The following is a 23,795-nucleotide window of genomic DNA, read 5'->3' on the forward strand; positions in this document are numbered from 1 at the left end:
GCCTTTTCCTACGAGGGCGGGGCATGCTGGTGATTCGATTCAAGGGCTGGTCGGTGAAACTCGACCATCAGGTGGGCAGCGCTGGGAAATTCGGCATCTGGTCGTTCCACGGCTCGGAGAGCAGCTACGTCCCGGACATGATGACCATTCTCCGGCATGCAGCGATCCGGCCAGCGGAGCCGAAGGAGGGCGGCGAAGTCGAGGTATTCATCTGTGATGCACGGATGGCGCAGGACGACTGGCGGTCGGTAGGGACTGGCGTCGCCGCTTACGAAGCTGAGCGCTGAGGCTCGATTAGATGGGCGCCCTGGTTCCGGACGTTGCCCACGTCGCGGCTGACCGCGTACCACCGGAACGACTCGCTCGGCTCGCCCTGGTGGAGCACGATCTGCTCCGCGCGCTCCGGCGTTGTCGCCGGGTCAATCCACTCCCGGGCCAACTCGGGCGGCAGCACAACCGGTCTCCGGTCGTGAATATCGACCAGGCCGCCGACGCTATCGGCGGTGATAATGACGAACCCATGCTGCTCGGCCTGCTCATCATCGAGCCCGGGGAACTGGCCAATCGCGGCGCAGAGGATCGGTGAGCCGTCGGCGTGCTGGATGTGATACGGCTGTTTCCGCGTGCCGCCGTCTTCATCGACCACCCACTCGAACCATCCTGAAACGGGGCAAAGCGCGCGATGGCGCCAAGCTGCGCTGAAGAAGCGTCCATGCGCCACTTTCTCGACCCGAGCGTTGATCGGCGCCGCGCGATCACGGGCCCAGAACGGCCTCCAGCCCCAGCGAATGGCCTGGGCGACCAGCGCGTCCCCTTCGAGTCGGAACGTTGTAACTTGGGTCGATGGCGCTACGTTGTAGCGCTCGGGCTGCTCGCCGACCAGGTTGACCAGCATGGCCGGCATCGACAGCGCGTCGACGAACTCGTGAAGCCCCGTGTACTGCGAAAGCCTGCCGCACATCGCATCGCTCCAGCCGAAGTGAGTGTGCGGTAAGGGTAGTTCACGTGGGCCAACGCCACGGCCGGAAGTCATCAGGGATCTGCTCGGCGAGTTGCAGCGTCCCGCCAGCGTCGAGTTCGATCACGAGTCCACGCACAACGCCCGCCCGCGCGAGCGCCTGTCCCAGGCGCAGATAGACCTGCCCATCCACGGGATCACGGCCGAGGTAGCCCAGGCGCTGGCGGCCTGGCGCGGCATGGTAGATGCCCTCGTTGTCTACGCTCCCGACAACACGCTCGCCGTCGATCACGTTGTAGCAGCAGTCGGCGCAGTAGTGCGTCTCGCGCGTGATGCTGTGCTCGATCGCCCATGAGTACATGCCGAGGGCGTCGGTGACCATATCGTGCCGGTCCTGCAGGTTCACGATTCCGCACTGGTAGAGCTCGTTGGCCTCGCCCACAAGGTACACGTACTGCTCATCCGCGGCATACAGCCAGGCGGCATGCTGACGGATCGCAGCGAGCCATCGTGTGACACGTTCGTGCTGGCGGCGGCGGGGGGCGGAGTAGGACATGGAAATCTCCGGCGGGCGAGTGGGCCGGAAATTATGCTGTATGAATATACAGTCATCCTCAGGAGGCGACGAGTGGAAAGCTGGTCGGAGGAGAAGCGGTCGTGTCAGTGGAGGGACTGGTAAAAAATGCTCGCCCTGGAGGGGCTTGCTACGAATTTGCTACAGCAAATTGAATTTATTTCGTATCTATATGATTTTATTAGGTAATTTTTTCTAGTTTGACCGATCCATCATCGGCGCAACGGAGAAGCGGCGGGAGAGGGCGGCGTGGTCGGTGGTCGGTTCTGGGCGCATCGGGACTTCGGCAAGAAGAGTGGAGCAGGGCGGGGATTCTATCAGGGATGGGGGAAGGCGGGGGCTGGGAGCGGTTGATCCAGCGCTGGTGGGTTCCCTTGATTGAAAACTAGAGTACGGAAATAGATCCGACCCCTTCCATCGCTCGGTTTGCGAGGTAATCACACAATGGTGCGCGCAGATTATTGTGCTGTCGATCATGTCGGCGGTGCGAACCCGCATAGGTATCGGCCACAAGCACGCGTCGAGCATTGTCGTCTCGACCTGGCGCCGGTAGCAACCGGAACGCACGGTTGTATTAATTCTTCAGCCGGCAGGCGGCTATGCGATCCCGCCCGAGCGATCCGCATCATCCACGCCCCTAATATGGACGATTATCGCCCGCAAGCTGGCCACCGCATCCCCGCTCCGATGGCTGCGGTGGTATGAATAGTGCTCATTAACATCCGAAACACCGGATCGTTCGCCATGCTCTGCTCTCATAAAGCAGCCTGAAACACTGGTATCACGCACTCCGACTTGTCCATGAAACGGCGTTCTCGTGCTGAATGTCGATACGGTCCAGGTTATCCCCGGCACGAGTAATGGGGCGAATCGCGAGGCGTCCTAGAGGACGCCGGATTTGTTTGTTGTGACATCCAGCTAGTTCATCACTGCGATAGATGCTGCGCGTAGGAGAAATGCCATTTCAGCGGAAAACAGGGATTGTCCCCGATGGCGTGTTCCGATTGCCAGCTTCCTCCATCAGTTGCGCCAGCTCAGCGATGCGGCGCTGGCCTTTCTCGAGCGCCTGCGCCGAGGTATGCACCGAGTAGTTGCCCAAGTGCAGATCGTGCGGATGCGGCACCGCCGAGGCGAGCAGGAACACAGAGTCGAGGCTGCCAGAGGCTTCGAGGGTGATCGGCGTTTCGCCCGGCTCGAATACCACCAGCTCGCCAGTACGGATAGACGCGCCGACTTCAAGCTGGCCCTTGGCGAGTGCCAGCCAGCCGACGGTATGCCCGGCAGGCGGCTGATACGTCCAGCGTTCGCCGGGACGCAGGGTGATGAGCAGGCAGTTGATGCCCTGCGGCGCGGGCACTGGGCTTTGTGCGCCTTCGTACAGGCCAGTGATGATGCGTGCCGGGCCAACCTGGGGCGTTTGCTCGGCTTCGATGAAGCGGCCGTCCGGCTCGCTGTTTTCGAGTTCGGGGGTAAAGCCAACCAGAGTTGAAAGCCTTGGGTCCGCGGAGCGTCAGAGGCCGACAGTTCCTTGCCGTGCCAGATGCCGTTGCCGGCGCTCATCCCTTTGACGACGCAGACGAAGGCTGCTCCTGCCGGGTTCCCTGCCAGGTGTTTAGTTCGTTTCCGCTGCCGGGCTAGTTCATCTGCAATATTGCGCTCCCACCCCCACTCAGTAATATGGCTGCTCCATGCCCCAGCCTCTGTCAAGGATCGATACATGAGACTGCCTCGCCCGCGTTTAGCCCTGCCCGCCGCCTTGCTGCTTTCCCTTTCCCTCTCAGGCTGCGTGTCGGACCTCGATTCGGGCGTCTACGGCAGCATGGACGATCCGCGCAACGCGCAGATGCTGGACCTGGTGGACCAGGCGCTGAAGGGGAACATGGCCGTGGTGCTGGTGGCCGACGTGATGCCGCACAAGTCACTGAGCGATGCCCTGACCATGACCCAATGGACGCCTACGGCGATCTGGGAGTACGAGAAGGACCCTAAGGTGACCTTCGGCCGCAAGTTCCAGACTAACGCGCTACAGCGGAAGCCCGACGAGACCTACCTGTTCAAGGCCTTCGAGGTGCATATCCTGCCGCCCGGCAAATACCTGCTGACCGGCGGCGACGACTATCAGATCCATGGCTTGCTCGACCAGGTCGGTGCCCGCGGCGGTCCGCCCGGCTCGGGCCGTGGCGCCAACGGCACCGCGTACCTGTCCCCGGAGCTGTATCGCGAGTACTACCGGGAAGACGTCTGGAAAGATGCCACCTATGGCAGCGAGATCAAGACCGAGAAGGTCTGTACCGCCGTGCATATGGCCTCGGGCGCCTGCGTGAGCTGGGGCGAGCAGCAATACACGCAGACGACCCAAGGCTCCCAGGCCGGCTATTACCAGCAGACCGACTCCCGCGACGTGCCCTCGATCAAGGTTCAGGCGCGGCTGCCGCTCGACAAGGCGCTGGCCAGCTTCACCGTGCAGGGCGGGCAGTTGCTGCTGGCGCCGCGCATGCACCTGAAGACCCCCGGCTACAAGTACCAGCAGTCGAAGTGCCGGGCCATCGATCCGAAGAAGATCGAGTGCCCGCTCGAGAACCTGACCGTCTACACCTGGCCGGCGCCGATGGAGTTCACGCAGTCCCTGATCGCGCAGCGGAGCCTGGGCGACAGGCACCGGCAACTGCTGTCCAGGCTCCAGCCCCTGCAGATCACGCCGCTGCGCAAGCAGGGCATGGAGGACCCGGTCTGGGGTGTGCCGCTGTCATTGAAATAGCGCTATTCGTTCAGGGCGCAGGGTGCCGCCCCTGCCCACTATCGACAGGGCGTATTTCCCCACAGGAAGGCGACATGAACGTATATCGCAAGGTTTCCCGCAGCGCCGCGACTTGGCTGTGCGCCGCCCTGCTGGCCGCCTCCGGCCATGCCTGGGCCGAAGACTGGTGGGTGGTACGCAAGGGCGACGACCCTGCCGAGCTTGACGTATTCCTGGCCGATGCCGACTCGCTGGCCCCGGTGCCAGGCATCGAGAACGCCTGGCAATTGCAGATCGCCATGCTGTTCGACTCCTTCCATCTGCTCAGTGCGCACCAGTACCGCTGCGATACGCGAGAGGTGAAGGTAGTCAACGCCAAGACCTTCTCCAACCGCGGGGAACCCACGAACCTCCAGTTCACCTTCGCCAAGGGCTGGACCCCGCTGCCCAACGAAAGCCATGAAGCAGCCCTACGGTTCATCTGCGCGCCGCAGGAACGCGAACGCAACGGCATGCGTTCCGCCGGCAGGGGCGTGCCGTTGCAGGCGGTGATCACCGCCGTTGGCATGGTCGAGATGGAGCGTGCCCAGGCCAATCTCGCCGAGGCCCGGCGCAAGCTCGAGGAGGCGAAGAACGATCGCGTCATGGGTGAACTCGATCGTCTGCTCGGCAACGAGCCCCGGAAACCCTGAACCGTCCCGACCGGACCCGATATCGGTCGAGGGGCTCGGAGGATGTCGATGAAGTGCTATGGCCGCATCAGCCGGGGCTCAGCTTCGCGCTGGTGGCCGCTTTCCTGGTGCCGTGCTGGCTAGCGCTCGACAACCACGGCGACTCCTCCATGAATGCGCCCGGGCTGCTCGCCTGCCTGCTGGTCTTCCCTGTCTGCGCCCTGTTGCTGCCCTCCAGCGCGGCGGCGTGCGTGCCCCAGCCGGCAGTACCGGAGAAAGAGCGCTGCGCTGGATGATCGACCTCGTGCCTTGGAGGGAACCGCTGCATTACGCGCTCGCCAATCGCCAGGGCGGTGCGCGGCCCGGGCAGGCGGCGGGCGGCGCGCCTGGTCGTTTGCCGACCTGGGCACGCAGCGCGAGCGATGAGCGGGCTCAGCGCTTCGGTGCAAACACCATCCGCACCGGAGCCTTGCCCTGCTGGCGCGATATCTCCGGCCCGTACTGGGGATTGAACGTCGGGTGCCAGGCGCGGAACTCGGTATTGGACAGCCACTCCAGCTGCAATTCATCCGCGGTGGCGCGCAGGTCGAACTGCGCGAGGGCGTTCAGTGCCGAGCTGCACTTTTCCGAGACGCCGGCTACGAGCAGGGAAACCTGTATCACTTCGCCTCGGCTCAACAAGCCGTTCTCCGGGCATTTGCGCAGCTCGACGTGGTATCGCCCGTCGGGCGACGGCAGGTCGGAAACCAGCTGGTCGGGACCGCAGGCCGCGAGGAGCAGGGCCAGCGTCAGCAGAAGAAAGGGGCTTTTGTTCATCCATGGCCTCTGTCGTTCATCGGAAAAGGTCCGTCTCTTCCCCTCGGGAGAAAGGCAGCTACAGGTGCGCAGCGTGACCGATCTGTGCCCGGGACGCCATAGCCCTGGCGTACCCGCGGCTTCAGATGGCGCCGAGCGCTTTCAGGATCAGATAGGTGCACATGAGCACCCCGGCCATGGCCAGCAGGCTCACGGCGACAATGCTGAGTTTCATCGTTTGTCCTCGTTGAACGGCGAAAGGCTGCTGTATCAAGGAGGAGAGAGGCAGCAGGGCGGGGGAAGCCCCGGGGGGATGAGCGACCCCCGGGGACTTCCGTGACCACCATAGGAGAAAGTCACAAGGATAAGGCTAGTCGTGTTTCGCCATGCGGCAAGCGAAGCGGTGCGGGCTTTCGCTCGCGCGCGAGGCTCCGTTGAGGCCGAGGGGCCTGGGCAGCGCGCTTCCAGGTGATCTCCGTGCGAGCCGTTGGAGAGTGGCGTAGGCGTTCATGCCGGCCTGGCGTGCTCGAACATGGAGCGCCACTGGCGCGGCGGTGCTGGCTGGCGGCGATGACCGTTGGTGGCGCGGCTGGTCACCGGCGAGACCCTGCGCGAGCAGCCGCTGGCGGATGGCCCGCGGCTGAGCGGCGCCTGCGTGGCCCATCGCTGCCGGCTGAGCCCGCGCTAGCCGCGCGCAACCTCAGGGGGCCTCGCCGACGTCCAGTTCGATGAAGTCGAGAATCCCGGCCTCGCGATTGCCGAGTCGTTCCAGCTCTCGTCCGTCCAGCGCCTGCAACAGCGAAGCGCCATGCTCCAGGCGTGCGCCGGAGGTGTGCCGGGCCGCTTCGTGGCCGGGACTGAACAACCACGCCTGGGGATGCCGCGTGTGCCAGGCGGCGCGCGGCGAAAGGCTGACCTCGGTGCCGGCCGGATAGTGCCAATCGCCCAGTTGCAGTGGTGCGGCCAGCAGCGTGCCGCCGAGACCGTAGAGCTTGCGCTGGCGATCGAAGGCCAGCGCCCCGCCGCTCAGCGCGATGCCGTGCACCGAGACCTGCTGGCCTGTTTCCGGCATCACCCGCCAGCGCTCGGCGTCGCGGTAGCCGTCGGTGTAGACCATGCCGTCGCTGGCGAACAGGCGCGCGCCGGCGGGCAACTCGATGGCGCCGGCGCGGTTGCCGGCCGCCAGGCTGCAATGCTCGAAGGCGGCGGGGCGACCGTCGCGCTCGCTGGCGAAGGCGATTTCCTGGCTGGCGTCGCAGCGCCAGCCGTCGATCTCGGCGACGCCGTCGCCGCGCAGGCGGATCGAGGTGGGATGGACGCCGGTGGTTGTCCAGGGTTCCTGCGGGTTCTCGTGCTCGCTCTGCAGCCAGCGTTGCAGGTGGCGGGTGGCGACGCCGCGGATCATCACCGGCGCGGGGAACTCGGCTTCGCGGAAGCTTTCCGGCTGCTGCCTGAGCTCCAGCTTCAAGCGGGTGCCGGCGGGCATCCCGATGCCGCCCAGGCGGGCCGGGTGCTCGAGTACCGCGGTATGCGCCGCCTCTTCGCGCGCCCGTTCGCGCTGGTACTGCCAGAGGCCGATCTCCAGCCAGGCGCGCAGCCCGAGCGGGACCAGCAGGAGCACCAGCAGCAGGCCGCGGCTCGGCCAGTGGCGGCGCAGGCGCTGGCGCGCGCGTGGGCTGAAGGCCAGGAGCAACAGCCAGGCCAGCAGCCAGAGGCCGGCGACCGTGGAGAGCAGGTAGATCAGCAGGACAGTCAGGGAAATCGGAGCGACGGGGATCACGCGGGCATCCTTGCGGGCAGTAGTTCCTGGGCGCCGCCGGCGCGGCTGGCGCCGGACGACCTGCCAGAGTTTACAGGGCGCGTCCGGTTGCCGCAGCGGCAAACTGCCTTGAAACCCCGCCGGCCGCGGGCTGGCGCCGTGGTGACGGGCGCCGCCGCGGCGCACGCGCGGGAGTGGCTGCTCAAGCCGGGACGCGCCGGGCCGATGGGGTGGTTATCGGTTTCTGTAGTCCAGTGGGGAAAAGCCAATGAACGAAAGCGTCGCCAGAGTGTTCGATCGGATCCTGCGGGGGCTCGGGCTGAAGACCCTGAACGCCCAGTTCCTGCTGTCCTACGCGTTGATGTTCGGCCTGGCTGCCTGCGCGTCGGTGGCGTTGTACCTGAGCATGTCGGTCTCGCCGGAAACCATCAACGTGGCCGGGGCGCAGCGCATGCTCAGCCAGAAGATGGCCAGCGAGGCCCTGCAGTTGCGCCTCGGTGCCGGCGACGCGCAGGCGCTGGCCGCGACCATCGCCCAGTACGAGCGTTCGGCCGCCGACCTGGAGGCGGGCAACGCCGAGCGCAACGTCAGCCGGATGGGCGCGCCGGAGATCGCCACCCAGCGGCGGAAGGTCGAGCAGATATGGGGCGGCTACCGGACGTTGCTCGACCAGGTGGCGCAGCCCGCCAGCCGGGTCGACCTGCATGATTTCGCGCAGCGTTCCGCCGAGCTGCTGCGCGAGCTGAACAGCCAGGTGTCGCTGATGAGCGCGCGCGCCGACAGCGTCCAGCACCGCCAGATGTGGATCGCCTTCGGCTGCCTGCTGGCGATCCTGGTGCTGGTGGTGCTCGGCCGGCAGTTCGGCCTGGCGCCGCTGATGCGCCAACTGCGCGGGCTGGAGGTGGCGCTGACCGAGGTCGGCGCGGCGAACTTCACCCATGCCCTGGCGGCGGGCCACGCCGACAACGAGATCGGGCGCATCGTCGCCGGCTACGAGCGGATGCGCCAGGACGTCAGCGGCCTGCTGGCCGACGTCAAGCGCAGCGCGGAGCAGACCGACCGCGACGTGGCCGAGGCGCTGGAACAGGCGCTCGGCGCCGGCGACCAGGTGGCGCGCCAGCACCAGGATCTCGACCAGGTGGCCACCGCGATGAACGAGATGAGCGCCACCGTCGCCGAGGTCGCCCGTCACGCCAACCATGCGGCGCAGTCCACCCGCGACGCCGCGGCCCTGGCCCACGAGGGGCGGCGCCTGGTGGAGCACGCCAGCGGCCAGACCGGCGCGCTGGCGGCAGAACTGGAACACACCGCTCTGGCGCTGAACACCCTGCACCAGCATGCCGGCAGCGTCGGCCAGGTACTGACGGTGATCAGCAGCATCGCCGAGCAGACCAACCTGCTCGCGCTCAACGCCGCCATCGAGGCGGCGCGGGCAGGGGAGGCCGGGCGCGGCTTCGCGGTGGTGGCGGACGAGGTGCGCTCGCTGGCCAACCGCACCCAGCAGTCGACCCAGGAGATCCAGGGCCTGATCGAGCAGTTGCAGGATGGCGCCAACCAGGCGGTCGCCGCCATGCGTGGCAGCGCCAGCCACGCCCAGAGCAACCTCGCCGAGGCCGACAGCGCGGCCCAGGCGCTGGGGCGGATCGTCGGCACCGTCGAGGAACTGGATGGCCTCAACCAGCAGATCGCCACCGCCGCCGAAGAGCAGAGTCAGGTGGCCCAGGACATCGACCGCAACATCACCAACGTTTCCGGACTCTCCGAGCAGGCCCACGAAGGGACCGCGGCGGTGCTCTCGGCCAACCAGCGGGTCAAGGAGCACATGGCTGGCTTGCGCGTGGTGCTCGGCCGCTTCCGCACCTGAGGCTGAACCACGCTCACCGGCGTCGACGCTAGTCGGCGGACAAGCTGCGGATCAGCGCTACCGTCAGGTACAGGCGCGGGGCGATGCTGGACAGTTCGAGGTATTCCGCCTCGCTGTGCAGGCCGGCGCCGACCACGCCGAGGGTTTCCAGTACCGCCGGCCCGTCGCTGCCGGGCTGGTAGGCGTAGCCGGCGTCGGTGCCGAAACGCATGGCCACCGGTTCGATGCGCTTGCCGATTCGGCTGTAGAGCACCTGCGCGGTTTCCGCCAGGCGCTGCGAGGCGGGGTTCTTCACCAGCGGTGGGCGGCCCTTGTCGAGACGCACGCTGACCTGGGTACCGGCGACCAGGCGTTCGCCGATCAGCTTCCGGGCGTCGGCCAGCACCCTTTCGCTCTCGGCCGGGTCCGAATAACGCATGTCGGCTTCCGCCGAGGCCTCTGCGGGGATGATGTTGCGTTTCTCGCCGCCGCTGGCGAGGGTCCAGTTCACCGTGGTGCCTTTCGCCGGATCGCCGAGGTCCTTGAGACGCAGCAGCTGGTGCGACAGTTCGAGAAGAGCGTTGCGGCCCTGCTCGGGCGCCGAGCCGGCGTGCGAGGCACGGCCCTTCACATCGAGGAACAGGCCGTTGATGCCGTTGGTGGCGATGGTCACCGCGTCCCGGTCCGGTGGCTCGTAGGAAAAGACGTAATCCTGCTGGCGGGCCAGCTCGGCGATCAGTTGCCTCGAGCCGGCGGAACCGGTTTCCTCGTCGGGATTGAACAGCACGGTGATCCGCCCGTAGTCCTTGAAGCCTTGCTGCTTGAGCAGGGCCAGGGCGTGCAGCACCATCGCCACGCCACCCTTGGCGTCGGCCACGCCGGGTCCATAGGCGCGCCCGGCGTCCTGGCGGAAGGGACGCGCGGCGGCGCTGCCGGCGGCGAACACGGTGTCGTAGTGGATCATCAGCAGGAAGCGCTTGCTGCCGGTGCCGTCGAAGGTGGCTACCAGGTTGTCGCCGGCCGAGGGTGTCGCCGGTGCGCTGCGTACCTGTGCGCCGAGGGCTTGCAGGCGTTCGGCGAGCAGCGCGGACAACTGGCCCAGGCCTTCGGCCTGGCCGGTGCCGCTGTCCACCGCCACCAGTTGCCGGAGCGTGTCGAGGTAGGCCGGGCGTTCGGCCTCGGCCTGGCGCAGCAACTCGGCGGCTGGCGGAGCGGCGGCGAAGGCGCCGGGAGCGAGCAGGAAGGAAAGGGTGAGGGGCAGCAGGCGATGGGCGTGCACGGAAGGTCCTCGTCTGGCGGTCGGCGGCTGGCTGGGAACCGCAAGGTTCCGCGCCGTTTACCCGATTGACCTTAGGTCATGGGGCGCTTTCCGCCAACCGTGCCTCGACTTGCGCAGCGCCTCCAGCTGCGGGGCGGGCCACTATTCCGGCAGGTCCGCCGGCCGGGACTCCAGGCGGACTCCGCCGGGGCATGCCGGGATCTCGGACAGCAGGGCGGCCCAGCGCTGGATGGGTGCGATCACCTTCACCGAGGCGGCGGCGAAGACTGAGCGGTTCCTCATGGACGGGGCGATGGTGTGGTGAAACGATGAGTTCATGATCGAGGCCAGGCGCCGGCGCTCCCGTCCGTGCCCAACGGATGGGCACGGACGGGAACCGGATCACTGCTGGAGCAACTGGACGTTGTCGATGAACATCGACTCCTGGCGGTTACCGCTGAGGATCATCAGCTCGGCGCGCTTGATCCGGCCTTTCGGCAGCTGCAGCCGGCCGCGCAGGCTGGCCCAGCGGCCACTGTCGACCACCTGGTAGCCCAGTGGCAGGTAGGTGCCGGGCCGGCCTTCGCTTTCCAGGTAGAGATAGGCGTAGGTCATCGCGCGCGGGCCGCGACCGTCTCCGACCCGCACAGCGGCGCTGAACGCGTATGCCTTGCCTTCCTCCAGGTTGCCCAGCAGGCTGGTACTGGCGCCGGTGCCGTCATGGCGCCGCTGGTAGGCTTCCAGGGCCAGGCGGCCGGCGGCGGCGGTACGGCTGGCACGGGCGTCGGCGTGAAGGCCGCTCCAGCCGCCGATGCCTTGCTCGAAGTCATAGGCGATGCGTTGCGCCGCCGGCGGTACGCCGGGCGGCGTGGCCTGGGCTTCCTGCAGGTTCATCTCGTCGACCAGCAGGCTGGCGCCGCTGTCGCTCCAGATCGCCACGTAGAGGTTGCGCTGGTCGGCGGCGGGGCGGTAGTCGAACGCCTTCTCCAGGCGGCTGAACTCGTTGCCGGCGACCGACAGCTGAACGCTCTGCGCCGAACTGTAGGCCAGGGCGCCGCGGGCGTTTTCGCTGAGCAGGGCCATGCGTACCGTGTCGCGGGTATTGGCGGCCCTGAGCATGACCTTGCCGCTGAGCCGGTAGCGGGTTCCCGCGCGCAGGTCGACGGGGCGGACCAGCAGGTCGAAGCCTCGGTTGTCGAGCAGCAGGGCATTGTCGCGGCAGCCCTTGGCGACGTTCACCAGGCTCAGCCGGGCCTGGCCGAACAGCGCGCGCCAACCGTCCATGACGGCGAACTCGCCATCGCCGAGCAGGCCGCCGAGCCCGGTTTTCTCGCACCATGGCAGTTCCGGCTGGGTCGGTGTGTCGCCGTCGTCCGGCCCGGGGTTGGCCGTGCCAGGCACCCTGGTCGGTCGGAAGTCGGCGATCTGCGTGGCCATGCTGTTGAGTGCGCGCACCGCATCGGCGTGGTCCTCACGACCGCAGGGCTGGCCGGCGCATTCGGCGTTGACCAGGCGTGGGTTGGCGAAGAACGGTGCCTGCCTGTAGGTGCCGAAGGCGTGCGGGTAGGCCATGATGGTGGCGAAGCGGCCCTGCACGCCGTAGCCGCGGCTCCACTCGTGGGTGCCGCTGTGGGCGTAGCGCGGGTCGTAGTAGCGCGACTCCTGGTCCTGCTCGTAGGAGTGGCGCAGGCCCATGTTGTGGCCCGCCTCGTGGGCGAAGGTGTTGAGGCCGCAGTCGACGCCGGTGAGGTTGTAGGCGATGTCCTTGGCGTTGCTGAAGAAACGCCCGCTGTTCTTCTCGCCCGAGCCCATGTAGCCGATGCCGCAGGTGGTATAGCCGTTGCCGCTGCTCTGCGCCAGGTTGACCAGGCTGACCAGGTCGGCACCGTATTGCTCGCGCAGGCGCTGCACCTGTGGGTCGCTCCTGAGGCGATCGAGGTTGGCGCTGGTCACCGTGGGGTAGTCGGCCCAGTCGAGACGCTGCTTGTGCACCAGGCGCAGGCGCAGGTCGACGCCGCTCTTCTCGTAGGCGGTATTGGCGAACTCGATGTAGCTGGCGATCCGCGCGTCGATGTCGCGGCCGTTGACGGTCTGGGTTGCCGCGGGGGTATAGAGGACCATGATGTCGACGGTCTTCGGCGCGGCCTGGGCGGCGGAGGCCGCCACCAGGGCGAGGGTGGAGCAGAGCAGGGATGTCTTCATGGGTTGCCTGTGTTCGGACAATAGGAGGCCATGGCGCCCCGAGGGCACCGTTGCAAAAGGCCTGGGAAAGAGCGCCTCAGCCCTGGGCGGGCGGCGGCATCGGCGGCAGTTCGGCGAACGGCGCGTCGACGTGGTCGCCGTGCGGATCGCTGCGCGCGGCGAGGTCGTTCTCGTCGATCACGCGGGTCTTGCCGCTGCGGTTGTCGACGATGATCGAATAGCTGCCATCGAGGGTGGCGACGTTGATGTGGGTCTCCAGGCTGCCACGCACCACGGTCAGGCTTTCCGCCTCGTCGCCGTCCACCAGGCCGCCGCGCCAGACCGGCAGGCCGGCGCTGTTGTGGGTGCTCGCCAGGCGCGCCTGCAAGGGGCGCTCGCGGCCGGGCAGGCTCATTTCCAGGACCTGGCCGAGCGCCAGCGCGTCGAGCTGTTCGGGCTCGACCTGGGTCTGGTATTCCGGGATGCCCTGGGCGTTGTCGCGGCTGCGCAGCTGTCCGCTCCAGAGCGTCACCCGCTGCGGGGCGGTCGGTGTCGCGACGGGGGCCGGGGCGAGGCTGCCGGAGTTCGCCAGCGGCAGCGTCGCGCTCGCCGCGGACGGCGGAGCGGCCGGGGCAACGGCGGGGGCCTGGCGGGCCTGCGAGGGAGCCTCCGGTGGCGCCGGGTCGAGCAGCCAGCCGCCAACCAGCGCACCGCCGATGGCGGCGGCCGAGGCGGCGTAGATCCATGTCTTGGCCACGTTGTTTCTCCTCTGAGTGAAGGTGGCGCGGAGTCTAGGAAGAAGCCCCGCCGGTAGAGGCGGCAGCCGTTCACATTTGCGCCAGGCGGCGTCGCGGCGTGGCGAAACTGCGAATCAGGCCGGCACGGCGCGGGTTGCAGGTCACGTGCGCTCTGTGCGCTGCGGCAAGGCTGGCAATCAGCCGCCACGCTGCTCGCGGCGGAAGGCGCCGGGCACCTGGCCGGTCTCGCGCTTGAAGAACTTGACGAAGTTACTTGGCTCGTCGAAGCCGAGGCGTTCGGCGATGGCCGCCACCGTTTCGTCGGTATGCGCGAGCAGGCGCCTGGCCTCCAGGGCGATCCGCGCCGACAGCCAGGCCTTCGCGGTGACCCCGGCCACCGCCTGGCTGGCGCGGCTCAGGCTGCGTTCGGAAATACCGAGCAGACGGGCGTACTCGCCGATCCGGTGATGACGCTGGAAGTTTCCCGTCACCGCCTCCCTGAAGCGGTTGAAGCGCTGCAGTTCGGCGCCGCTGGCGAGCGGCGCGAGCCGGGAGTCGCGGGCGACCAGGTCGAGGCGCAGGAGCAGTGCCTGCAACTGGTGGCGCAGCAGGCTGTGGCGCACGGCGCGGCTTTGCCGGAGCCGGGCGTCGCGGGCCATCTGCCGCAGCGCCTGCAAGCAGCTGCGTCGCTCGTCGGCGGCGGGCGCGAGGAGCGCGGGCAGGGCCTCGAGGCAGACGCCGACCGCCAGTTCCTCGGCCGTTCCGCCGCGCCCGGGCGGGGCGAGGAACTCGGGGCGGAACAGCAGCAGCCAGCCGGACCAGTCGGCGCTGCCGTCGAAACGATGCACCTGGCCAGGCTGGATGACCAGCCAGTTGCCGGCTTCCGCGCGGTGCGGGCGGAAGTCGATCCAGTGGGTGCAGCATCCGCGGGTGACGGCCAGCAACAGGTGGAAGTCGGTGCGTTGCAAGGCGTGCAGGTGGGCCGGGGTGGTACGCCGACGCAATTCGTCGAAGGCGACGACCTCCAGGTCGAGGGCATATTCGCCCGGCGGCGCGTAGCGCACCTGCTCGACCGTACGGGAAAGGGAAGGCTGCACGAGATTGTCCAGTTTCGACCATCCAGGGGCCTGAATATACCTCGTCCGCCAGGTGCCGGCTGCGCACAATCCCGGCGGACGGCGCATCCCATCCGGGACCGCCGGATCCGACCAGGTATTGCGGGAGACGAGCATGAGTGCGATTGCGATCGTGTATTACAGTGGCTACGGGCATACCGCCCGGTTGGCCGAAGCGGTGCGGGAAGGCGCGCAGTCGGTGCCCGGGAGCCGGGTCAGCGTGCACGCCATCGATCCCGAAGGAAACCTCTCCGAGGCGTCCTGGCAGGCACTGGAAGAGGCCGACGCCATCGTCTATGGCAGCCCGACCTACATGGGCGGGCCGGCCTGGCAGTTCAAGAAGTTCGCCGACGCCACCGCCAAGGCCTGGTTCGTCCAGCGCTGGAAGGACAAGGTGGCCGCAGGCTTCACCAATTCCGCCTCGGTGAACGGCGACAAGTTCGCCACCATCGCCTATTTCTTCACCTTGTCCCAGCAGCACGGACAGCTCTGGGTCGGCACCGGGTTGCTGCCGGCGAATACCCGCGCCAACGGCCCCGCGGACGTCAACTGGAGCGGAGGCTTCGCCGGGGTGCTGGCGATCTCGCCGTCGGACGCGACGGCGGACGAGGCGCCGCGCGGCGGCGACTTGCAGACCGCGCGCCTGCTCGGCGCGCGGGTGGCCGAGGTCGGGGCGCGCCTGGCCGCCTGAACCCACCTGGCCGACGCGCCGCGCCGGCCTTCGTTGCCCTGGGAGGTAAGCGATGTTGCACGACAAGCGTTTTCTGGTGACCGGCGTCAGCTCCGGAATCGGCGAAGCCACCGCGGCGTTGCTGGGAGCCGCCGGCGCGCGGGTGATCGGAGTGGATGTCCGACCGCCGAGGATCGAGCTGGAATCCTTCATCGGCGCCGACCTTGGACGTGGCGAGAGCATCGACGAGTTGGTCCGGCAGTTGCCGGAAGGTCTCGACGGACTGGCCAACATCGCCGGCGTGCCGCCGACGCAACCGGTGGAGGCGGTGCTGCGGGTCAACCTGGTGGGACTGAAGTACCTGACGCGGCAGGTAGTGCCGCGCCTGGCGAATGGCGCCGCGATCGTCAACCTGGCATCGCTGGCCGGGGTCGGCTGGCCGGACGCGCTGGAGTCGATACGTGCCGCGGAAAACCTGGATTTCGACGAGGTCGGCGAATTCGCCCGGCGCGAGGGGATCGGCAGCCCGCGCAGCTATTTCTTCAGCAAGGAGGCGTTGCTGGCCTGGACCCTGCAGAACCGCTGGACCTGGCGCGAACGCGGGATCCGCATGAACGCGGTGAGCCCGGGGCCGGTGGATACGCCGATCCTCGGCGATTTCCTGCAGACGCTGGGCGAGCGCGCCGAAGAGGACATGCGTACCCTCGGCCGGCCCGGACGGGCCGAAGACATCGCGCCGGTGGTGGCATTCCTGCTCGACGATGCCTCGCGCTGGCTGTGGGGCGTCAACATCCCGGTCGACGGCGGCATGTCCGCCCACCTCCAGGCGACCCGGTACGGCCTCTAGCGCCGCCGTTTCAGCCGCGGGCCAGTTGCAGGAGACGGGCGCGCTCCTGCATCAGCGGCCGGCAACTGCGGATGCCCTCGACGATGCTGTAGAGGCTTTCGATCTGTTGCGGGCTGAGACTGTTGTTCTGCGCCCAGCCGAGCAATTGCAGCCAGGTCCAGCGGGCGATGGTCTCGCTCTGCGTCTCGGTCTTCCGACGGTCGTCGCCATCGCTCTGGCCGACCAGGGTCTCCACCAGTCCCGAGGCACACAGCGGCAGCAGTTCCCGGTACTGTTCCGGGTGCGTGTCGCGCAGGCGCCGCAGGGCCATGATCGCGGTGGTTATCGAATCTGAATCCAAGCTCTTGTTCACAATTCACTCCTTGTGCGTACAGGCTGGCGGCCGAGGGCGCCCTGGGCGGCCAGCAACTGTTCGATGAAACGCGTCAGCTCTTTCTTGAATTCGGGTGTCAGGCTGGACACCTTGAGGATGAGCTCGGCCAGCTCATCCTCGGGACAATAGAGGTAGGCCATGGGGACCTGGAGGACCATGGCCAGTTGCTGGGAAGTCCGCATGTTGGGGGAGTGCCGTTCGCGTTCGTATTGGTTCATCCGTGCGCTGGCGGAAAACTCGTCCATTCCGACCAGCATGCCCAACTGTTTTTGCGAGTATCCCGCTCTGATTCTTGCGGCTTTTAGCCGGGTACCTAGCATCCATACAACTCCCGTCCCGTTGGCCCGCCCGCTCAAGGTTGGGCAAATATGGACAAGATGGAAGCTCAGGAATCCTTAGTTTTCGCTGTGCCGGAGGCTCTGCCGTCCGGGGCGGCGCACGGTTTCTACGCCGCCTGCGAGGCTGCGGCGGGGATATGCGTCGATGTCGCCGAGATCGCGCATGCTCCGGTTTCCTCGTGGAGACCGGGAGTATATGCGAATTGCATAAAGGCGGGCGCCGTTTCGTCGCCCGGGTTCGCCGGGCCGCCATGCCTCCCTGGCTGCGGGCAACGCTGTCGAGGCGGCGGAAAACGGCGACCGGGACGATACTTGGAGACGGTGGGCGATGCGGAACCAAGCTTCGCCCCGCATGACTAATAGCCGGGTTTCACGCAGAGGTCATTCCCATGAGAACAACAACAGGTATCCGCCGTGTCGCCGCCGTCCTGGCTGCGCTTCATCTATTCTCCTTCGCCCAGTTGCCGGTGGCCCAGGCGGCCATGATCGGCACCGCCGAAGTCATGCAGCAGCAACAGCACAATCTCGATCGCCAGCAATTGCTGAAGATGCTCGACGACCAGGGCGTGCAGAAGAAGCTGGAGTCCATGGGCGTGCCGCGCGACCAGGTGGCGACTCGCATCAACAGCCTGACCAACGCCGAGCTGGCGCAGTTCAACCGGCAACTGGACCAGGCCCCCGCGGGCGGCATCATCGGCATCATCGTGCTGTTCCTGGTGATCTTCATCATCACCGACATGCTTTGTGCCACGGATATCTTCAGCTTCATCAAATGCATCAACCGTTGAAGCGGCTGGCAGCGGCACTGCTGGTCGCCACCTGGCTCGGCGGCTGCGCGCAGCCGCCGAGGCTGCCGCCGCAAAGCGCGGCGCTGCCCGTACGGATGGAACTGGGTGAAGTGCCGTTCTTCCCCCAGGAGGCCTACCAGTGCGGTCCCGCGGCGCTGGCGACGATGCTCGGCCAGCGCGGCCTGGGGTTGACCCCGGGACAGTTGAAGGACGAGGTGTTCATTCCCGGTCGCGAAGGCAGCCTGCAACTGGAAATGGTCGCCGCGGCGCGCCGCCACGGCATGCTCGCCTATCCGCTGCAAGGCGGGCTGGAGAGCGTGCTGGCGGAGGTCGCGGCGGGCAATCCGGTGCTGGTGCTGCAGAACCAGGCCTTCTCCTGGTGGCCACGCTGGCATTTCGCGGTGGTGGTCGGGTTCGATCGCGAACGTCGCGAGCTGGTCCTGCGCTCCGGCATCACCCGGCGCTGGGTCACCGATTTCACCAGCTTCGAATCGACCTGGAAACGCGCGGGACATTGGGCGCTGCTGACCCTCCCGGGCGACCGCCTGCCGGCCACGGCCTCCGCGGTGCCCTGGCTGAAGGCGGCCAGCGACAGCGAGGAAACCGGCCATCCGGCGGTCGCCCGGCGCGCCTACGAAGAAGCCGTGCGACGCTGGCCGGACAACCCCTTCGCCTGGTTCGCCCTGGGCAACAATCGCTATGGCGCCGGCGATTCCGCCGGTGCCGAACAGGCCCTGCGCGCGAGCATCGAGCGGCAGCCGGCGTTCGCCGCGGGTTGGTTCAACCTGTCCCAGCTGCTGGCCGAGCGTGGCTGCGCAGCGCCGGCGCGGGAAGCGCAAGCCTGCGCGCGGAGCCTGCGCCCGGAGGACACGCGCTTCGCCGCGCCGCTACCCCGGGCGATCGCCGCGGGCAGCGACTGCGCGGCCGTGCCGGCCTGTCCGGCCACCGTCGGTTCCGCACGCTAGGGCGGGACCGCGACGCGCCGGAACCCTGTTCCAGCGGAACGGCTCTATACCTGAGTGGATTCCTCTCAGGTATAGAGCATGGCCAACGACAAGCAGACTCCCACCGCCGGTTCCCGGCAAACCGCCAAAGGCGTCGCAGGCAAGGGCCGCGGGCGTGCCGCTGGGCGGGCGCGCAAGCCCGGGGCGCCGGGCGACGAGCGGGAGAACAAGCCGGAGGATGGCCACTCGGCCACCGCGCTGACCGCCAACGAACAGCGCGAGATCGATGACAAGCAGCCACCGCGCGCCGCCGTCCTGCACGAAGTGATCCGGGTCCAGGGCGAGCACGAATTGCAGCGCACGGTGGCGGCGCTCTGGTGGTCGGCGGTGGCGGCGGGGTTGACCATCGGCTTGTCGCTGATGGGCATGGGCCTGTTCCGCGCGGCCTTGCCGGCGCACGACTGGGCGATCGTGGTCAGCAGTCTCGGTTATCCGATGGGTTTCCTGGGGGTGATCCTGGCGCGCCAGCAATTGTTCACCGAGAACACCCTCACCGCCGTGCTGCCGCTGATGACCGAGCCGACCCGGGAGAAGGCCTGGCAACTGCTGCGCCTGTGGGGCGTGGTGCTGTTCGGCAACATGCTCGGCGCGCTGCTGTTCGCCTGGGCGGTGCTGCACCTGCCGATCTTCAACGAAGCGGCGGACGCGGCATTCCTCGAGATCGGCCGCGAGGTGATGCACAACGATCCCGGGCAGATGTTCGCCAAGGGCATCGTTTCCGGCTGGATGATCGCCACCATGGTCTGGCTGATCCCGGCGGCGGAAGGGGCGAAGGTCTGGATCATCGCGATGGTCACCTACCTGATGGCGCTGGGCAGCTTCACCCACATCGTGGTCGGCTCGGCGGAGGTCGGCTACCTGGTGTTCGCCGGGGAGATCGGCTGGTCCGATTTCCTGCTGACGTTCGCCCTGCCGACCCTGGGCGGCAACATCGTCGGCGGCAGCCTGATCTTCGCCCTGATCAGCCATGCGCAGATCCGCAGCGAAGGTTGAGGCACAGGTAGGGAAAACGGCACCCGAAAGTGCCGTTCCTGTCGTTCCGGGCTACACCCCGAGCTTGTCGCGCAGGCTGTAGTACCAGGCGCCGAGGGCGGTGAACGGCACACGCAGCAGCTTGCCGCCGGGGAAGGGATAGTGCGGCAGGCCGGCGAAGGCGTCGAAGCGCTCGGCCTGGCCGCGCAGGGCCTCGGCCAGCACCTTGCCGGCGACGTGGGTGTAGGTCACGCCGTGGCCGCTGCAGCCCTGGGAATAGTAGATGTTGTCGCCGATGCGGCCGACCTGGGGCAGGCGCGAGAGGGTCAGCAGGAAGTTGCCGGTCCAGGCGAAGTCGATCTTCACGTCCTTCAACTGCGGGAAGGTCTTGAGCATCTTCGGCCGGATGATCGCCTCGATATCCGCCGGATCGCGCGCGCCGTAGATCACGCCGCCACCATAGATCAGGCGCTTGTCGCCGGAGAGGCGATAGTAGTCGAGCAGGTAATTGCAGTCCTCGACGCAGTAGTCCTGCGGCAGCAGGCTATGGGCCAGTTCTTCGCTCAGCGGCTCGGTGGTGATCACCTGGGTGCCACAGGGCATCGACTTGGCCGCCAGTTCCGGGACCAGGCCGTTGAGATAGGCGTTGCCGGCGACCACGATGAACTTCGCCTTCACCTTGCCCTGCGGGGTATGCACCACCGGGTTGGCGCCGCGCTCGATGCGGATCGCCGGGCTCTGCTCGTAGATCGTCCCACCAAGCGACTCCACCGCCGCCGCTTCGCCGAGGGCAAGGTTGAGCGGATGGATATGGCCGCCGCTCATGTCGAGCATGCCGCCTATATAGTTGTCGGTCGCCACCACCTCGCGGATGCGCCTGGCGTCCATGATCTCCAACTGGTTGTGGCCGTAGCGTTCCCACAACTGTTTCTGCGCGCGCAGGTGATCCATCTGCTTCTCGGTGAAGGCGGCGAACACCCCGCCGTCCTTCAGGTCGCACTGGATGCCGTAGCGCGCCACGCGCTCGCGGATGATGCGTCCGCCTTCGAAGGCCATCTCGCCGAGCAACTGGGCTTCGCGCTTGCCGACGGTGCGTTCGATCACGTCGATATCGCGGCTATAGCTGTTGACGATCTGCCCGCCATTGCGCCCGGAAGCGCCGAAGCCGACCTTGGCGGCTTCCAGCACGCTGACCTTGAAGCCGTTCTCGAGCAGGAACAGCGCGGTGGAGAGACCGGTATAGCCGGCGCCGATCACGCAGACGTCGGTTTCGACCTCGCCCTGGAGTTCCGGGCGGGGCGGCGCGGGGTTGGCCGACGCGGCGTAATAGGAAGAGGGGTAGGGGGTGTGCGGCATCTTGCACCTCTGTTTTTTATTTTTTACGGATGCCCGGATGCTACCCGAGTCGAAATCGGCCGGCTAGCCTCCGTGCAAAATTTCCAACGCACCCCCTGAAAATAAAAATTCCACTTTTTCAGAGAGTTAGCGAAAAAAAAGCTTGACGGTGTTTTTGGGGTCTGTAGAATGCGCGCCATCAGCAGGCACGTAGCTCAGTTGGTTAGAGCACCACCTTGACATGGTGGGGGTCGTTGGTTCGAATCCAATCGTGCCTACCAAACAAATCCCGCGCTGCTGGCGGGGCGAAAAGGGCGATCCGAGAGGGTCGCCCTTTTTCGTTGGCGCCTGGAAATACCGGGCTGCCACCGGCTCGGCGCCTGGCCGGCTACGCGGACCGCGTCCCATGGCTGAGCGCCAGTTCGCTGATCACGCAGACCGAGCCGTCCTCCGCCGGCGTCGATTCGTCGTAGTCGAGCTGGTTGTAGACGCCGCCGTGAAAGTTGAAGGCATGGCCGAACCAGCTGCGCTCCAGTTGCAGCGGCCCGCTGGTGGCGCTGGCGCCATTGCAGGTGGCGCTGACAATGGCGCTACCGGCGGCGTCGACCTGGATGTCGACCTCGTAGTCGGCGGCCAGCGGCACGTTCGCCAGCAGGGTGCTGTTCGTCGGTGCCGGCTGATCGAAGGCACCGCGGAATCCGAAGGTGATCCTGCCCTTGTTCCAGAACACCTTGATGGGCGGGCTATCGTCGTCCTTCACATGCATCTGCGCCACCACTACCTTCTGCGCCGCGTTGACCTTGACCAGGCGCATCCGCTGGTGGTTGCGGTGCACGGCGGCGCTGTCCAGCGTCCAGTAGCCGGGCTCCTTCCACTCGCAGCGGGTGCGGCGGGTGCTCTTGCTGGAAGCGCCGCGGGTCGGCGCGGACAGACGCAGGGTTTCGTCGGGCTGCAGCGAGACGACTTCCGGCAGGCGCGCCGCGGCCAGCGCGCCGTTGAGTTCCAGGGCCAGGGGGTTGGTCGCCGAGGTCGCCACCGGCGTGGTGATCGTCAGCTTGCTGATATCCACGGGCATGCTCTGTTCCTCTCTTCGGGGCGGCCGGACGTCCGGCGCGCGGACGATCGTCGGACATTCCGAACCGGCGTGGATCGGTTCTTTCCAAACAAGCCCATTCACTCGTTCGAGGTGTCGTGCTTGTGTCCAGATTGATCACGCCCGGGGCGCCGTTGTCGCAAGATTCCGATGTCCGGATCTTCTGCTCGCCGAAGGAGCGGCTGGATTTCTATCGTCGGGAAATCCATTACGAGACGAGCCAGCTGTCCAGCCGGACCAACGCCTACCTGACGGCGCAGTCGTTCCTGGTCATCGCCTACGCGTCCTCGATGGCCAATCTCAATCCGGCCTGGGGCGAGCTGTTCACGCTGGTGGTGCCAGCGCTGCTGGCGCTGCTCGGGATCGTCAATTCGCTGCATGCCTGGCCGGGTATCCAGGCGTCGTCGGAGATCATCTGCCACTGGCAGTTCAAGCAGACCTGCCTGCTGCACAGCGATCCGGAAATCGGCCTGGCCTATGACGACTCGCCGCTGTTCAGCGAGCGCGAGGTCAACCGCGGAAGCTTCGAGAAGACCCTGCTGTTCTCGCGACGCGTGCCCTTTCTGTTCGCCGGCTTCTGGTGTGCCCTGGGGGTGTTCTCGCTGTGGCTGCAGCTGGCCGGCTAGCGGGGTGGGGTGGCTCCGGGCGGGCTTGACAGGAGCCCGGGGCTTTGCGGAACCTCGCCGGCTGCAGCGTGGTATCGGCGCGTCGACGGCCGCTTCCCGTTCGCCTTCAGGAGCCGCTTTTCTCGCACAGGTCGCTGCCCAGCAGGTTCGCGCCCAGGCCGCGCAGCAGGTAGGTTTCGACGTGGCTGCCATCCGCGCAGTCGACCCGGTAGCCGAGCGCCAGGCCGGCGGAAAGCAGGACGAAGAGGAACAGGCCGATATGCTGGAGTTTGCTCATGGTGTTTTCTACGGAAGGAACGTGGTGCCGCGCAGCCGCTGCGTCGGGCGATTCTAGTGCAATGACGGAGAAGGGGGAATCAATGGAAGGCATGCGGGAGAACCCTGTGCGCATCCGCCAGGCGCGCGCCGAAGACGCCCCGGCGCTGTCCAGGCTGGCCTTCGCCGCCAAATCGGTATGGGGTTACCGCCAGGCCCAGCTGGAGGCCTGGCGTGAGGAATTGCATGTTTCGCCGGAAGCTATCCAGGGCCGGCCGGTATACCTGCTGGAGGATGCCGAGGGGCTCGCCGGGATGTTCGCCCTGACCCCGGAGCCGGGCGCCGAGTGGGAGCTGGACAGCCTCTGGGTCGCGCCGCGCGCCATGCGCAAGGGCTACGGCCGGCGTCTGCTGGCGTCCGCCGCGGAGCATGCGCGTAGCGCCGGCGTGTCGAGCTTGCGGATCGATGCCGATCCCTATGCCGAAGCCTTCTACATCGCCCAGGGTGCCCAGCGCTATGCGACCCGCCCTGCGCCGATCGACGGCGAGCCCGGGCGGGTTCGGCCGCAGTTGCGCCTGGGCCTGGGCTGAGCCATTGACGAGGCGCGAAGCCGCCTCTATAAGACTGCGACTTCCAGCCAGGCGACGAGCGAACATGCGCGACGAAGACGATATCCACGAGCCCGAGCACGATCACCTGCTGGACAACGATCATTTGGAGGATGAACGCGACGTCGATGCCGTCGGCGCGCTAGACGAGCCCGATGCGTGCGTCACTCGCCTCTGCGAGTATTGCGATGCGCTGCTGGTGCCGGCCGATGCCGATGGTTTCCATGTCTGCGCGGATTGCGCAGGGCTGGACTAGCC

28 protein-coding genes, 1 tRNA gene and 1 pseudogene are annotated in these 23,795 nt (G+C 67.1%); 14 read left to right on the forward strand and 16 right to left on the reverse strand.

Features of this window, described 5'->3' with window-relative positions:
• Window positions 1-23: 23 nt before the first annotated feature.
• A complete protein-coding gene (locus PSPA7_RS11670) occupies window positions 24-287 on the forward strand; it encodes a hypothetical protein (protein WP_012075354.1) in 264 nt (87 codons plus the stop codon).
• On the opposite strand, the gene PSPA7_RS11675 is transcribed toward PSPA7_RS11670, so the two are convergent.
• The 4 genes and pseudogenes from PSPA7_RS11675 to PSPA7_RS11685 form a co-directional block, all read right to left on the reverse strand.
• On the reverse strand, window positions 269-961 hold the full coding sequence (locus PSPA7_RS11675; protein ID WP_012075355.1) for an SOS response-associated peptidase: 693 nt from the start codon (window positions 959-961) through the stop codon (window positions 269-271). The genes PSPA7_RS11670 and PSPA7_RS11675 overlap by 19 nt on opposite strands.
• Before the next feature lie 40 nt (window positions 962-1,001).
• On the reverse strand, window positions 1,002-1,514 hold the full coding sequence (locus tag PSPA7_RS11680; protein ID WP_012075356.1) for a hypothetical protein: 513 nt from the start codon (window positions 1,512-1,514) through the stop codon (window positions 1,002-1,004).
• A 225-nt stretch (window positions 1,515-1,739) separates the two neighbouring features.
• Window positions 1,740-1,808, reverse strand: a pseudogene (locus tag PSPA7_RS32975) (hypothetical protein); the annotation flags it as partial.
• Window positions 1,809-2,496: 688 nt separating this feature from the next.
• Window positions 2,497-2,889: a cupin domain-containing protein gene (locus PSPA7_RS11685; RefSeq protein ID WP_012075357.1), complete on the reverse strand. Its 393-nt coding sequence runs from the start codon at window positions 2,887-2,889 to the stop codon at window positions 2,497-2,499.
• A 360-nt stretch (window positions 2,890-3,249) separates the two neighbouring features.
• Between PSPA7_RS11685 and PSPA7_RS11690 the strand changes: the two genes are divergently transcribed.
• The 3 genes from PSPA7_RS11690 (at window position 3,250) to PSPA7_RS11700 (ending at window position 5,236) form a co-directional block, all read left to right on the forward strand.
• Window positions 3,250-4,290 (forward strand): hypothetical protein, encoded by a 1,041-nt coding sequence (locus PSPA7_RS11690; protein ID WP_003152617.1) that lies wholly within the window; start codon window positions 3,250-3,252, stop codon window positions 4,288-4,290.
• A 74-nt stretch (window positions 4,291-4,364) separates the two neighbouring features.
• Window positions 4,365-4,961 carry a hypothetical protein gene (locus PSPA7_RS11695; protein ID WP_003152619.1) on the forward strand — a complete coding sequence of 199 codons (597 nt, stop codon included), beginning with the start codon at window positions 4,365-4,367 and terminating at the stop codon, window positions 4,959-4,961.
• A gap of 53 nt (window positions 4,962-5,014) precedes the next feature.
• Window positions 5,015-5,236 (forward strand): hypothetical protein, encoded by a 222-nt coding sequence (locus tag PSPA7_RS11700; RefSeq protein ID WP_012075358.1) that lies wholly within the window; start codon window positions 5,015-5,017, stop codon window positions 5,234-5,236.
• A gap of 136 nt (window positions 5,237-5,372) precedes the next feature.
• Here the strand turns inward: PSPA7_RS11700 and PSPA7_RS11705 are convergent, their stop codons facing one another.
• Entirely contained in the window at window positions 5,373-5,756 is a 384-nt protein-coding gene (locus tag PSPA7_RS11705; RefSeq protein WP_003152623.1) for a hypothetical protein, read from the reverse strand.
• Between the two features lie 679 nt (window positions 5,757-6,435).
• On the reverse strand, window positions 6,436-7,515 hold the full coding sequence (locus PSPA7_RS11710; RefSeq protein WP_012075360.1) for a hypothetical protein: 1,080 nt from the start codon (window positions 7,513-7,515) through the stop codon (window positions 6,436-6,438).
• A 247-nt stretch (window positions 7,516-7,762) separates the two neighbouring features.
• Between PSPA7_RS11710 and PSPA7_RS11715 the strand changes: the two genes are divergently transcribed.
• Window positions 7,763-9,358, forward strand: a complete 1,596-nt coding sequence (locus PSPA7_RS11715) for a methyl-accepting chemotaxis protein (protein WP_012075361.1) — start codon at window positions 7,763-7,765, stop codon at window positions 9,356-9,358.
• A gap of 28 nt (window positions 9,359-9,386) precedes the next feature.
• Here PSPA7_RS11715 and PSPA7_RS11720 read toward each other — a convergent pair whose 3' ends face one another.
• From PSPA7_RS11720 to PSPA7_RS11740, 5 genes are all read right to left on the reverse strand, one after another.
• Window positions 9,387-10,616, reverse strand: coding sequence for a M20/M25/M40 family metallo-hydrolase (locus PSPA7_RS11720; RefSeq protein ID WP_012075362.1), 1,230 nt, complete (start codon window positions 10,614-10,616; stop codon window positions 9,387-9,389).
• Window positions 10,617-10,757: 141 nt separating this feature from the next.
• Window positions 10,758-10,934: a hypothetical protein gene (locus PSPA7_RS32410; protein ID WP_003155228.1), complete on the reverse strand. Its 177-nt coding sequence runs from the start codon at window positions 10,932-10,934 to the stop codon at window positions 10,758-10,760.
• A gap of 63 nt (window positions 10,935-10,997) precedes the next feature.
• Window positions 10,998-12,797 carry a biofilm-associated metzincin protease Mep72 gene (gene mep72, locus PSPA7_RS11730; protein WP_012075364.1) on the reverse strand — a complete coding sequence of 600 codons (1,800 nt, stop codon included), beginning with the start codon at window positions 12,795-12,797 and terminating at the stop codon, window positions 10,998-11,000.
• Window positions 12,798-12,873: 76 nt separating this feature from the next.
• Entirely contained in the window at window positions 12,874-13,533 is a 660-nt protein-coding gene (gene bamI, locus PSPA7_RS11735; protein ID WP_012075365.1) for a biofilm-associated metzincin protease inhibitor BamI, read from the reverse strand.
• Window positions 13,534-13,710: 177 nt separating this feature from the next.
• Complete coding sequence (locus PSPA7_RS11740) at window positions 13,711-14,610, reverse strand: AraC family transcriptional regulator (protein WP_012075366.1); 900 nt, start codon at window positions 14,608-14,610, stop codon at window positions 13,711-13,713.
• Window positions 14,611-14,743: 133 nt separating this feature from the next.
• Between PSPA7_RS11740 and PSPA7_RS11745 the strand changes: the two genes are divergently transcribed.
• Together PSPA7_RS11745 and PSPA7_RS11750 are read left to right on the forward strand one after the other, a co-directional pair.
• On the forward strand, window positions 14,744-15,319 hold the full coding sequence (locus tag PSPA7_RS11745; protein WP_041025327.1) for a flavodoxin family protein: 576 nt from the start codon (window positions 14,744-14,746) through the stop codon (window positions 15,317-15,319).
• Between the two features lie 52 nt (window positions 15,320-15,371).
• Window positions 15,372-16,145 carry a coniferyl-alcohol dehydrogenase gene (locus PSPA7_RS11750; protein ID WP_003157650.1) on the forward strand — a complete coding sequence of 258 codons (774 nt, stop codon included), beginning with the start codon at window positions 15,372-15,374 and terminating at the stop codon, window positions 16,143-16,145.
• A 10-nt stretch (window positions 16,146-16,155) separates the two neighbouring features.
• Here the strand turns inward: PSPA7_RS11750 and PSPA7_RS11755 are convergent, their stop codons facing one another.
• On the reverse strand, window positions 16,156-16,497 hold the full coding sequence (locus tag PSPA7_RS11755; RefSeq protein ID WP_003157651.1) for a PA2781 family protein: 342 nt from the start codon (window positions 16,495-16,497) through the stop codon (window positions 16,156-16,158).
• Window positions 16,494-16,838: a helix-turn-helix domain-containing protein gene (locus tag PSPA7_RS11760; RefSeq protein WP_041025328.1), complete on the reverse strand. Its 345-nt coding sequence runs from the start codon at window positions 16,836-16,838 to the stop codon at window positions 16,494-16,496. The genes PSPA7_RS11755 and PSPA7_RS11760 overlap by 4 nt, the downstream gene beginning before the upstream one ends.
• A 407-nt stretch (window positions 16,839-17,245) precedes the next feature.
• Here PSPA7_RS11760 and PSPA7_RS11765 point away from each other — a divergent pair, with 407 nt between their 5' ends.
• The 3 genes from PSPA7_RS11765 to PSPA7_RS11775 all read left to right on the forward strand — a co-directional run bounded on the left by PSPA7_RS11765 (window position 17,246) and on the right by PSPA7_RS11775 (window position 19,641).
• Window positions 17,246-17,644 carry a PA2779 family protein gene (locus PSPA7_RS11765; RefSeq protein ID WP_012075369.1) on the forward strand — a complete coding sequence of 133 codons (399 nt, stop codon included), beginning with the start codon at window positions 17,246-17,248 and terminating at the stop codon, window positions 17,642-17,644.
• Between the two features lie 95 nt (window positions 17,645-17,739).
• The gene (locus PSPA7_RS11770; protein WP_138009470.1) at window positions 17,740-18,609 is read left to right on the forward strand and encodes a PA2778 family cysteine peptidase; all 870 of its coding nucleotides are present in this window, start codon (window positions 17,740-17,742) and stop codon (window positions 18,607-18,609) included.
• A 78-nt stretch (window positions 18,610-18,687) separates the two neighbouring features.
• Complete coding sequence (locus PSPA7_RS11775) at window positions 18,688-19,641, forward strand: formate/nitrite transporter family protein (protein WP_012075371.1); 954 nt, start codon at window positions 18,688-18,690, stop codon at window positions 19,639-19,641.
• Window positions 19,642-19,692: 51 nt separating this feature from the next.
• Here the strand turns inward: PSPA7_RS11775 and PSPA7_RS11780 are convergent, their stop codons facing one another.
• Entirely contained in the window at window positions 19,693-20,976 is a 1,284-nt protein-coding gene (locus tag PSPA7_RS11780) for an NAD(P)/FAD-dependent oxidoreductase (RefSeq protein ID WP_012075372.1), read from the reverse strand.
• A 183-nt stretch (window positions 20,977-21,159) separates the two neighbouring features.
• Here PSPA7_RS11780 and PSPA7_RS11785 point away from each other — a divergent pair.
• A tRNA-Val gene (locus PSPA7_RS11785) sits at window positions 21,160-21,236 on the forward strand.
• A gap of 107 nt (window positions 21,237-21,343) precedes the next feature.
• Here PSPA7_RS11785 and PSPA7_RS11790 read toward each other — a convergent pair.
• Window positions 21,344-22,030 (reverse strand): polysaccharide lyase family 7 protein, encoded by a 687-nt coding sequence (locus PSPA7_RS11790; RefSeq protein ID WP_012075373.1) that lies wholly within the window; start codon window positions 22,028-22,030, stop codon window positions 21,344-21,346.
• Window positions 22,031-22,152: 122 nt separating this feature from the next.
• Between PSPA7_RS11790 and PSPA7_RS11795 the strand changes: the two genes are divergently transcribed.
• A complete protein-coding gene (locus tag PSPA7_RS11795; RefSeq protein WP_012075374.1) occupies window positions 22,153-22,674 on the forward strand; it encodes a hypothetical protein in 522 nt (173 codons plus the stop codon).
• A gap of 106 nt (window positions 22,675-22,780) precedes the next feature.
• Here PSPA7_RS11795 and PSPA7_RS11800 read toward each other — a convergent pair whose 3' ends face one another.
• A complete protein-coding gene (locus tag PSPA7_RS11800) occupies window positions 22,781-22,951 on the reverse strand; it encodes a hypothetical protein (RefSeq protein WP_003153009.1) in 171 nt (56 codons plus the stop codon).
• Window positions 22,952-23,042: 91 nt separating this feature from the next.
• On the opposite strand from PSPA7_RS11800, the gene PSPA7_RS11805 reads away from it, so the two are divergent.
• Together PSPA7_RS11805 and PSPA7_RS11810 are read left to right on the forward strand one after the other, a co-directional pair.
• Window positions 23,043-23,519 (forward strand): GNAT family N-acetyltransferase, encoded by a 477-nt coding sequence (locus PSPA7_RS11805; RefSeq protein WP_171941864.1) that lies wholly within the window; start codon window positions 23,043-23,045, stop codon window positions 23,517-23,519.
• Between the two features lie 64 nt (window positions 23,520-23,583).
• On the forward strand, window positions 23,584-23,793 hold the full coding sequence (locus PSPA7_RS11810; protein WP_003153005.1) for a hypothetical protein: 210 nt from the start codon (window positions 23,584-23,586) through the stop codon (window positions 23,791-23,793).
• Window positions 23,794-23,795: the final 2 nt, after the last annotated feature.

The sequence above is a fragment of the Pseudomonas paraeruginosa PA7 genome (genome assembly GCF_000017205.1).
GTDB classification, from domain to species: domain Bacteria; phylum Pseudomonadota; class Gammaproteobacteria; order Pseudomonadales; family Pseudomonadaceae; genus Pseudomonas; species Pseudomonas paraeruginosa.

Coding starts and splice junctions, on each gene's coding strand:
- PSPA7_RS11760 (WP_041025328.1), bottom strand. CDS start 16,838: ATGCTAGGTACCCGGCTAAAAGCCGCAAGAATCAGAGCGGGATACTCG.
- PSPA7_RS11765 (WP_012075369.1), top strand. CDS start 17,246: ATGAGAACAACAACAGGTATCCGCCGTGTCGCCGCCGTCCTGGCTGCG.
- PSPA7_RS11695 (WP_003152619.1), top strand. CDS start 4,365: ATGAACGTATATCGCAAGGTTTCCCGCAGCGCCGCGACTTGGCTGTGC.
- PSPA7_RS11800 (WP_003153009.1), bottom strand. CDS start 22,951: ATGAGCAAACTCCAGCATATCGGCCTGTTCCTCTTCGTCCTGCTTTCC.
- PSPA7_RS11705 (WP_003152623.1), bottom strand. CDS start 5,756: ATGAACAAAAGCCCCTTTCTTCTGCTGACGCTGGCCCTGCTCCTCGCG.
- PSPA7_RS11780 (WP_012075372.1), bottom strand. CDS start 20,976: ATGCCGCACACCCCCTACCCCTCTTCCTATTACGCCGCGTCGGCCAAC.
- PSPA7_RS11745 (WP_041025327.1), top strand. CDS start 14,744: ATGAGTGCGATTGCGATCGTGTATTACAGTGGCTACGGGCATACCGCC.
- PSPA7_RS11775 (WP_012075371.1), top strand. CDS start 18,688: ATGGCCAACGACAAGCAGACTCCCACCGCCGGTTCCCGGCAAACCGCC.
- PSPA7_RS11715 (WP_012075361.1), top strand. CDS start 7,763: ATGAACGAAAGCGTCGCCAGAGTGTTCGATCGGATCCTGCGGGGGCTC.
- PSPA7_RS11670 (WP_012075354.1), top strand. CDS start 24: ATGCTGGTGATTCGATTCAAGGGCTGGTCGGTGAAACTCGACCATCAG.
- mep72 (WP_012075364.1), bottom strand. CDS start 12,797: ATGAAGACATCCCTGCTCTGCTCCACCCTCGCCCTGGTGGCGGCCTCC.
- PSPA7_RS11805 (WP_171941864.1), top strand. CDS start 23,043: ATGCGGGAGAACCCTGTGCGCATCCGCCAGGCGCGCGCCGAAGACGCC.
- PSPA7_RS11680 (WP_012075356.1), bottom strand. CDS start 1,514: ATGTCCTACTCCGCCCCCCGCCGCCGCCAGCACGAACGTGTCACACGA.
- PSPA7_RS32410 (WP_003155228.1), bottom strand. CDS start 10,934: ATGAACTCATCGTTTCACCACACCATCGCCCCGTCCATGAGGAACCGC.
- PSPA7_RS11675 (WP_012075355.1), bottom strand. CDS start 961: ATGTGCGGCAGGCTTTCGCAGTACACGGGGCTTCACGAGTTCGTCGAC.
- PSPA7_RS11810 (WP_003153005.1), top strand. CDS start 23,584: ATGCGCGACGAAGACGATATCCACGAGCCCGAGCACGATCACCTGCTG.
- PSPA7_RS11790 (WP_012075373.1), bottom strand. CDS start 22,030: ATGCCCGTGGATATCAGCAAGCTGACGATCACCACGCCGGTGGCGACC.
- PSPA7_RS11770 (WP_138009470.1), top strand. CDS start 17,740: ATGGAACTGGGTGAAGTGCCGTTCTTCCCCCAGGAGGCCTACCAGTGC.
- PSPA7_RS11750 (WP_003157650.1), top strand. CDS start 15,372: ATGTTGCACGACAAGCGTTTTCTGGTGACCGGCGTCAGCTCCGGAATC.
- PSPA7_RS11690 (WP_003152617.1), top strand. CDS start 3,250: ATGAGACTGCCTCGCCCGCGTTTAGCCCTGCCCGCCGCCTTGCTGCTT.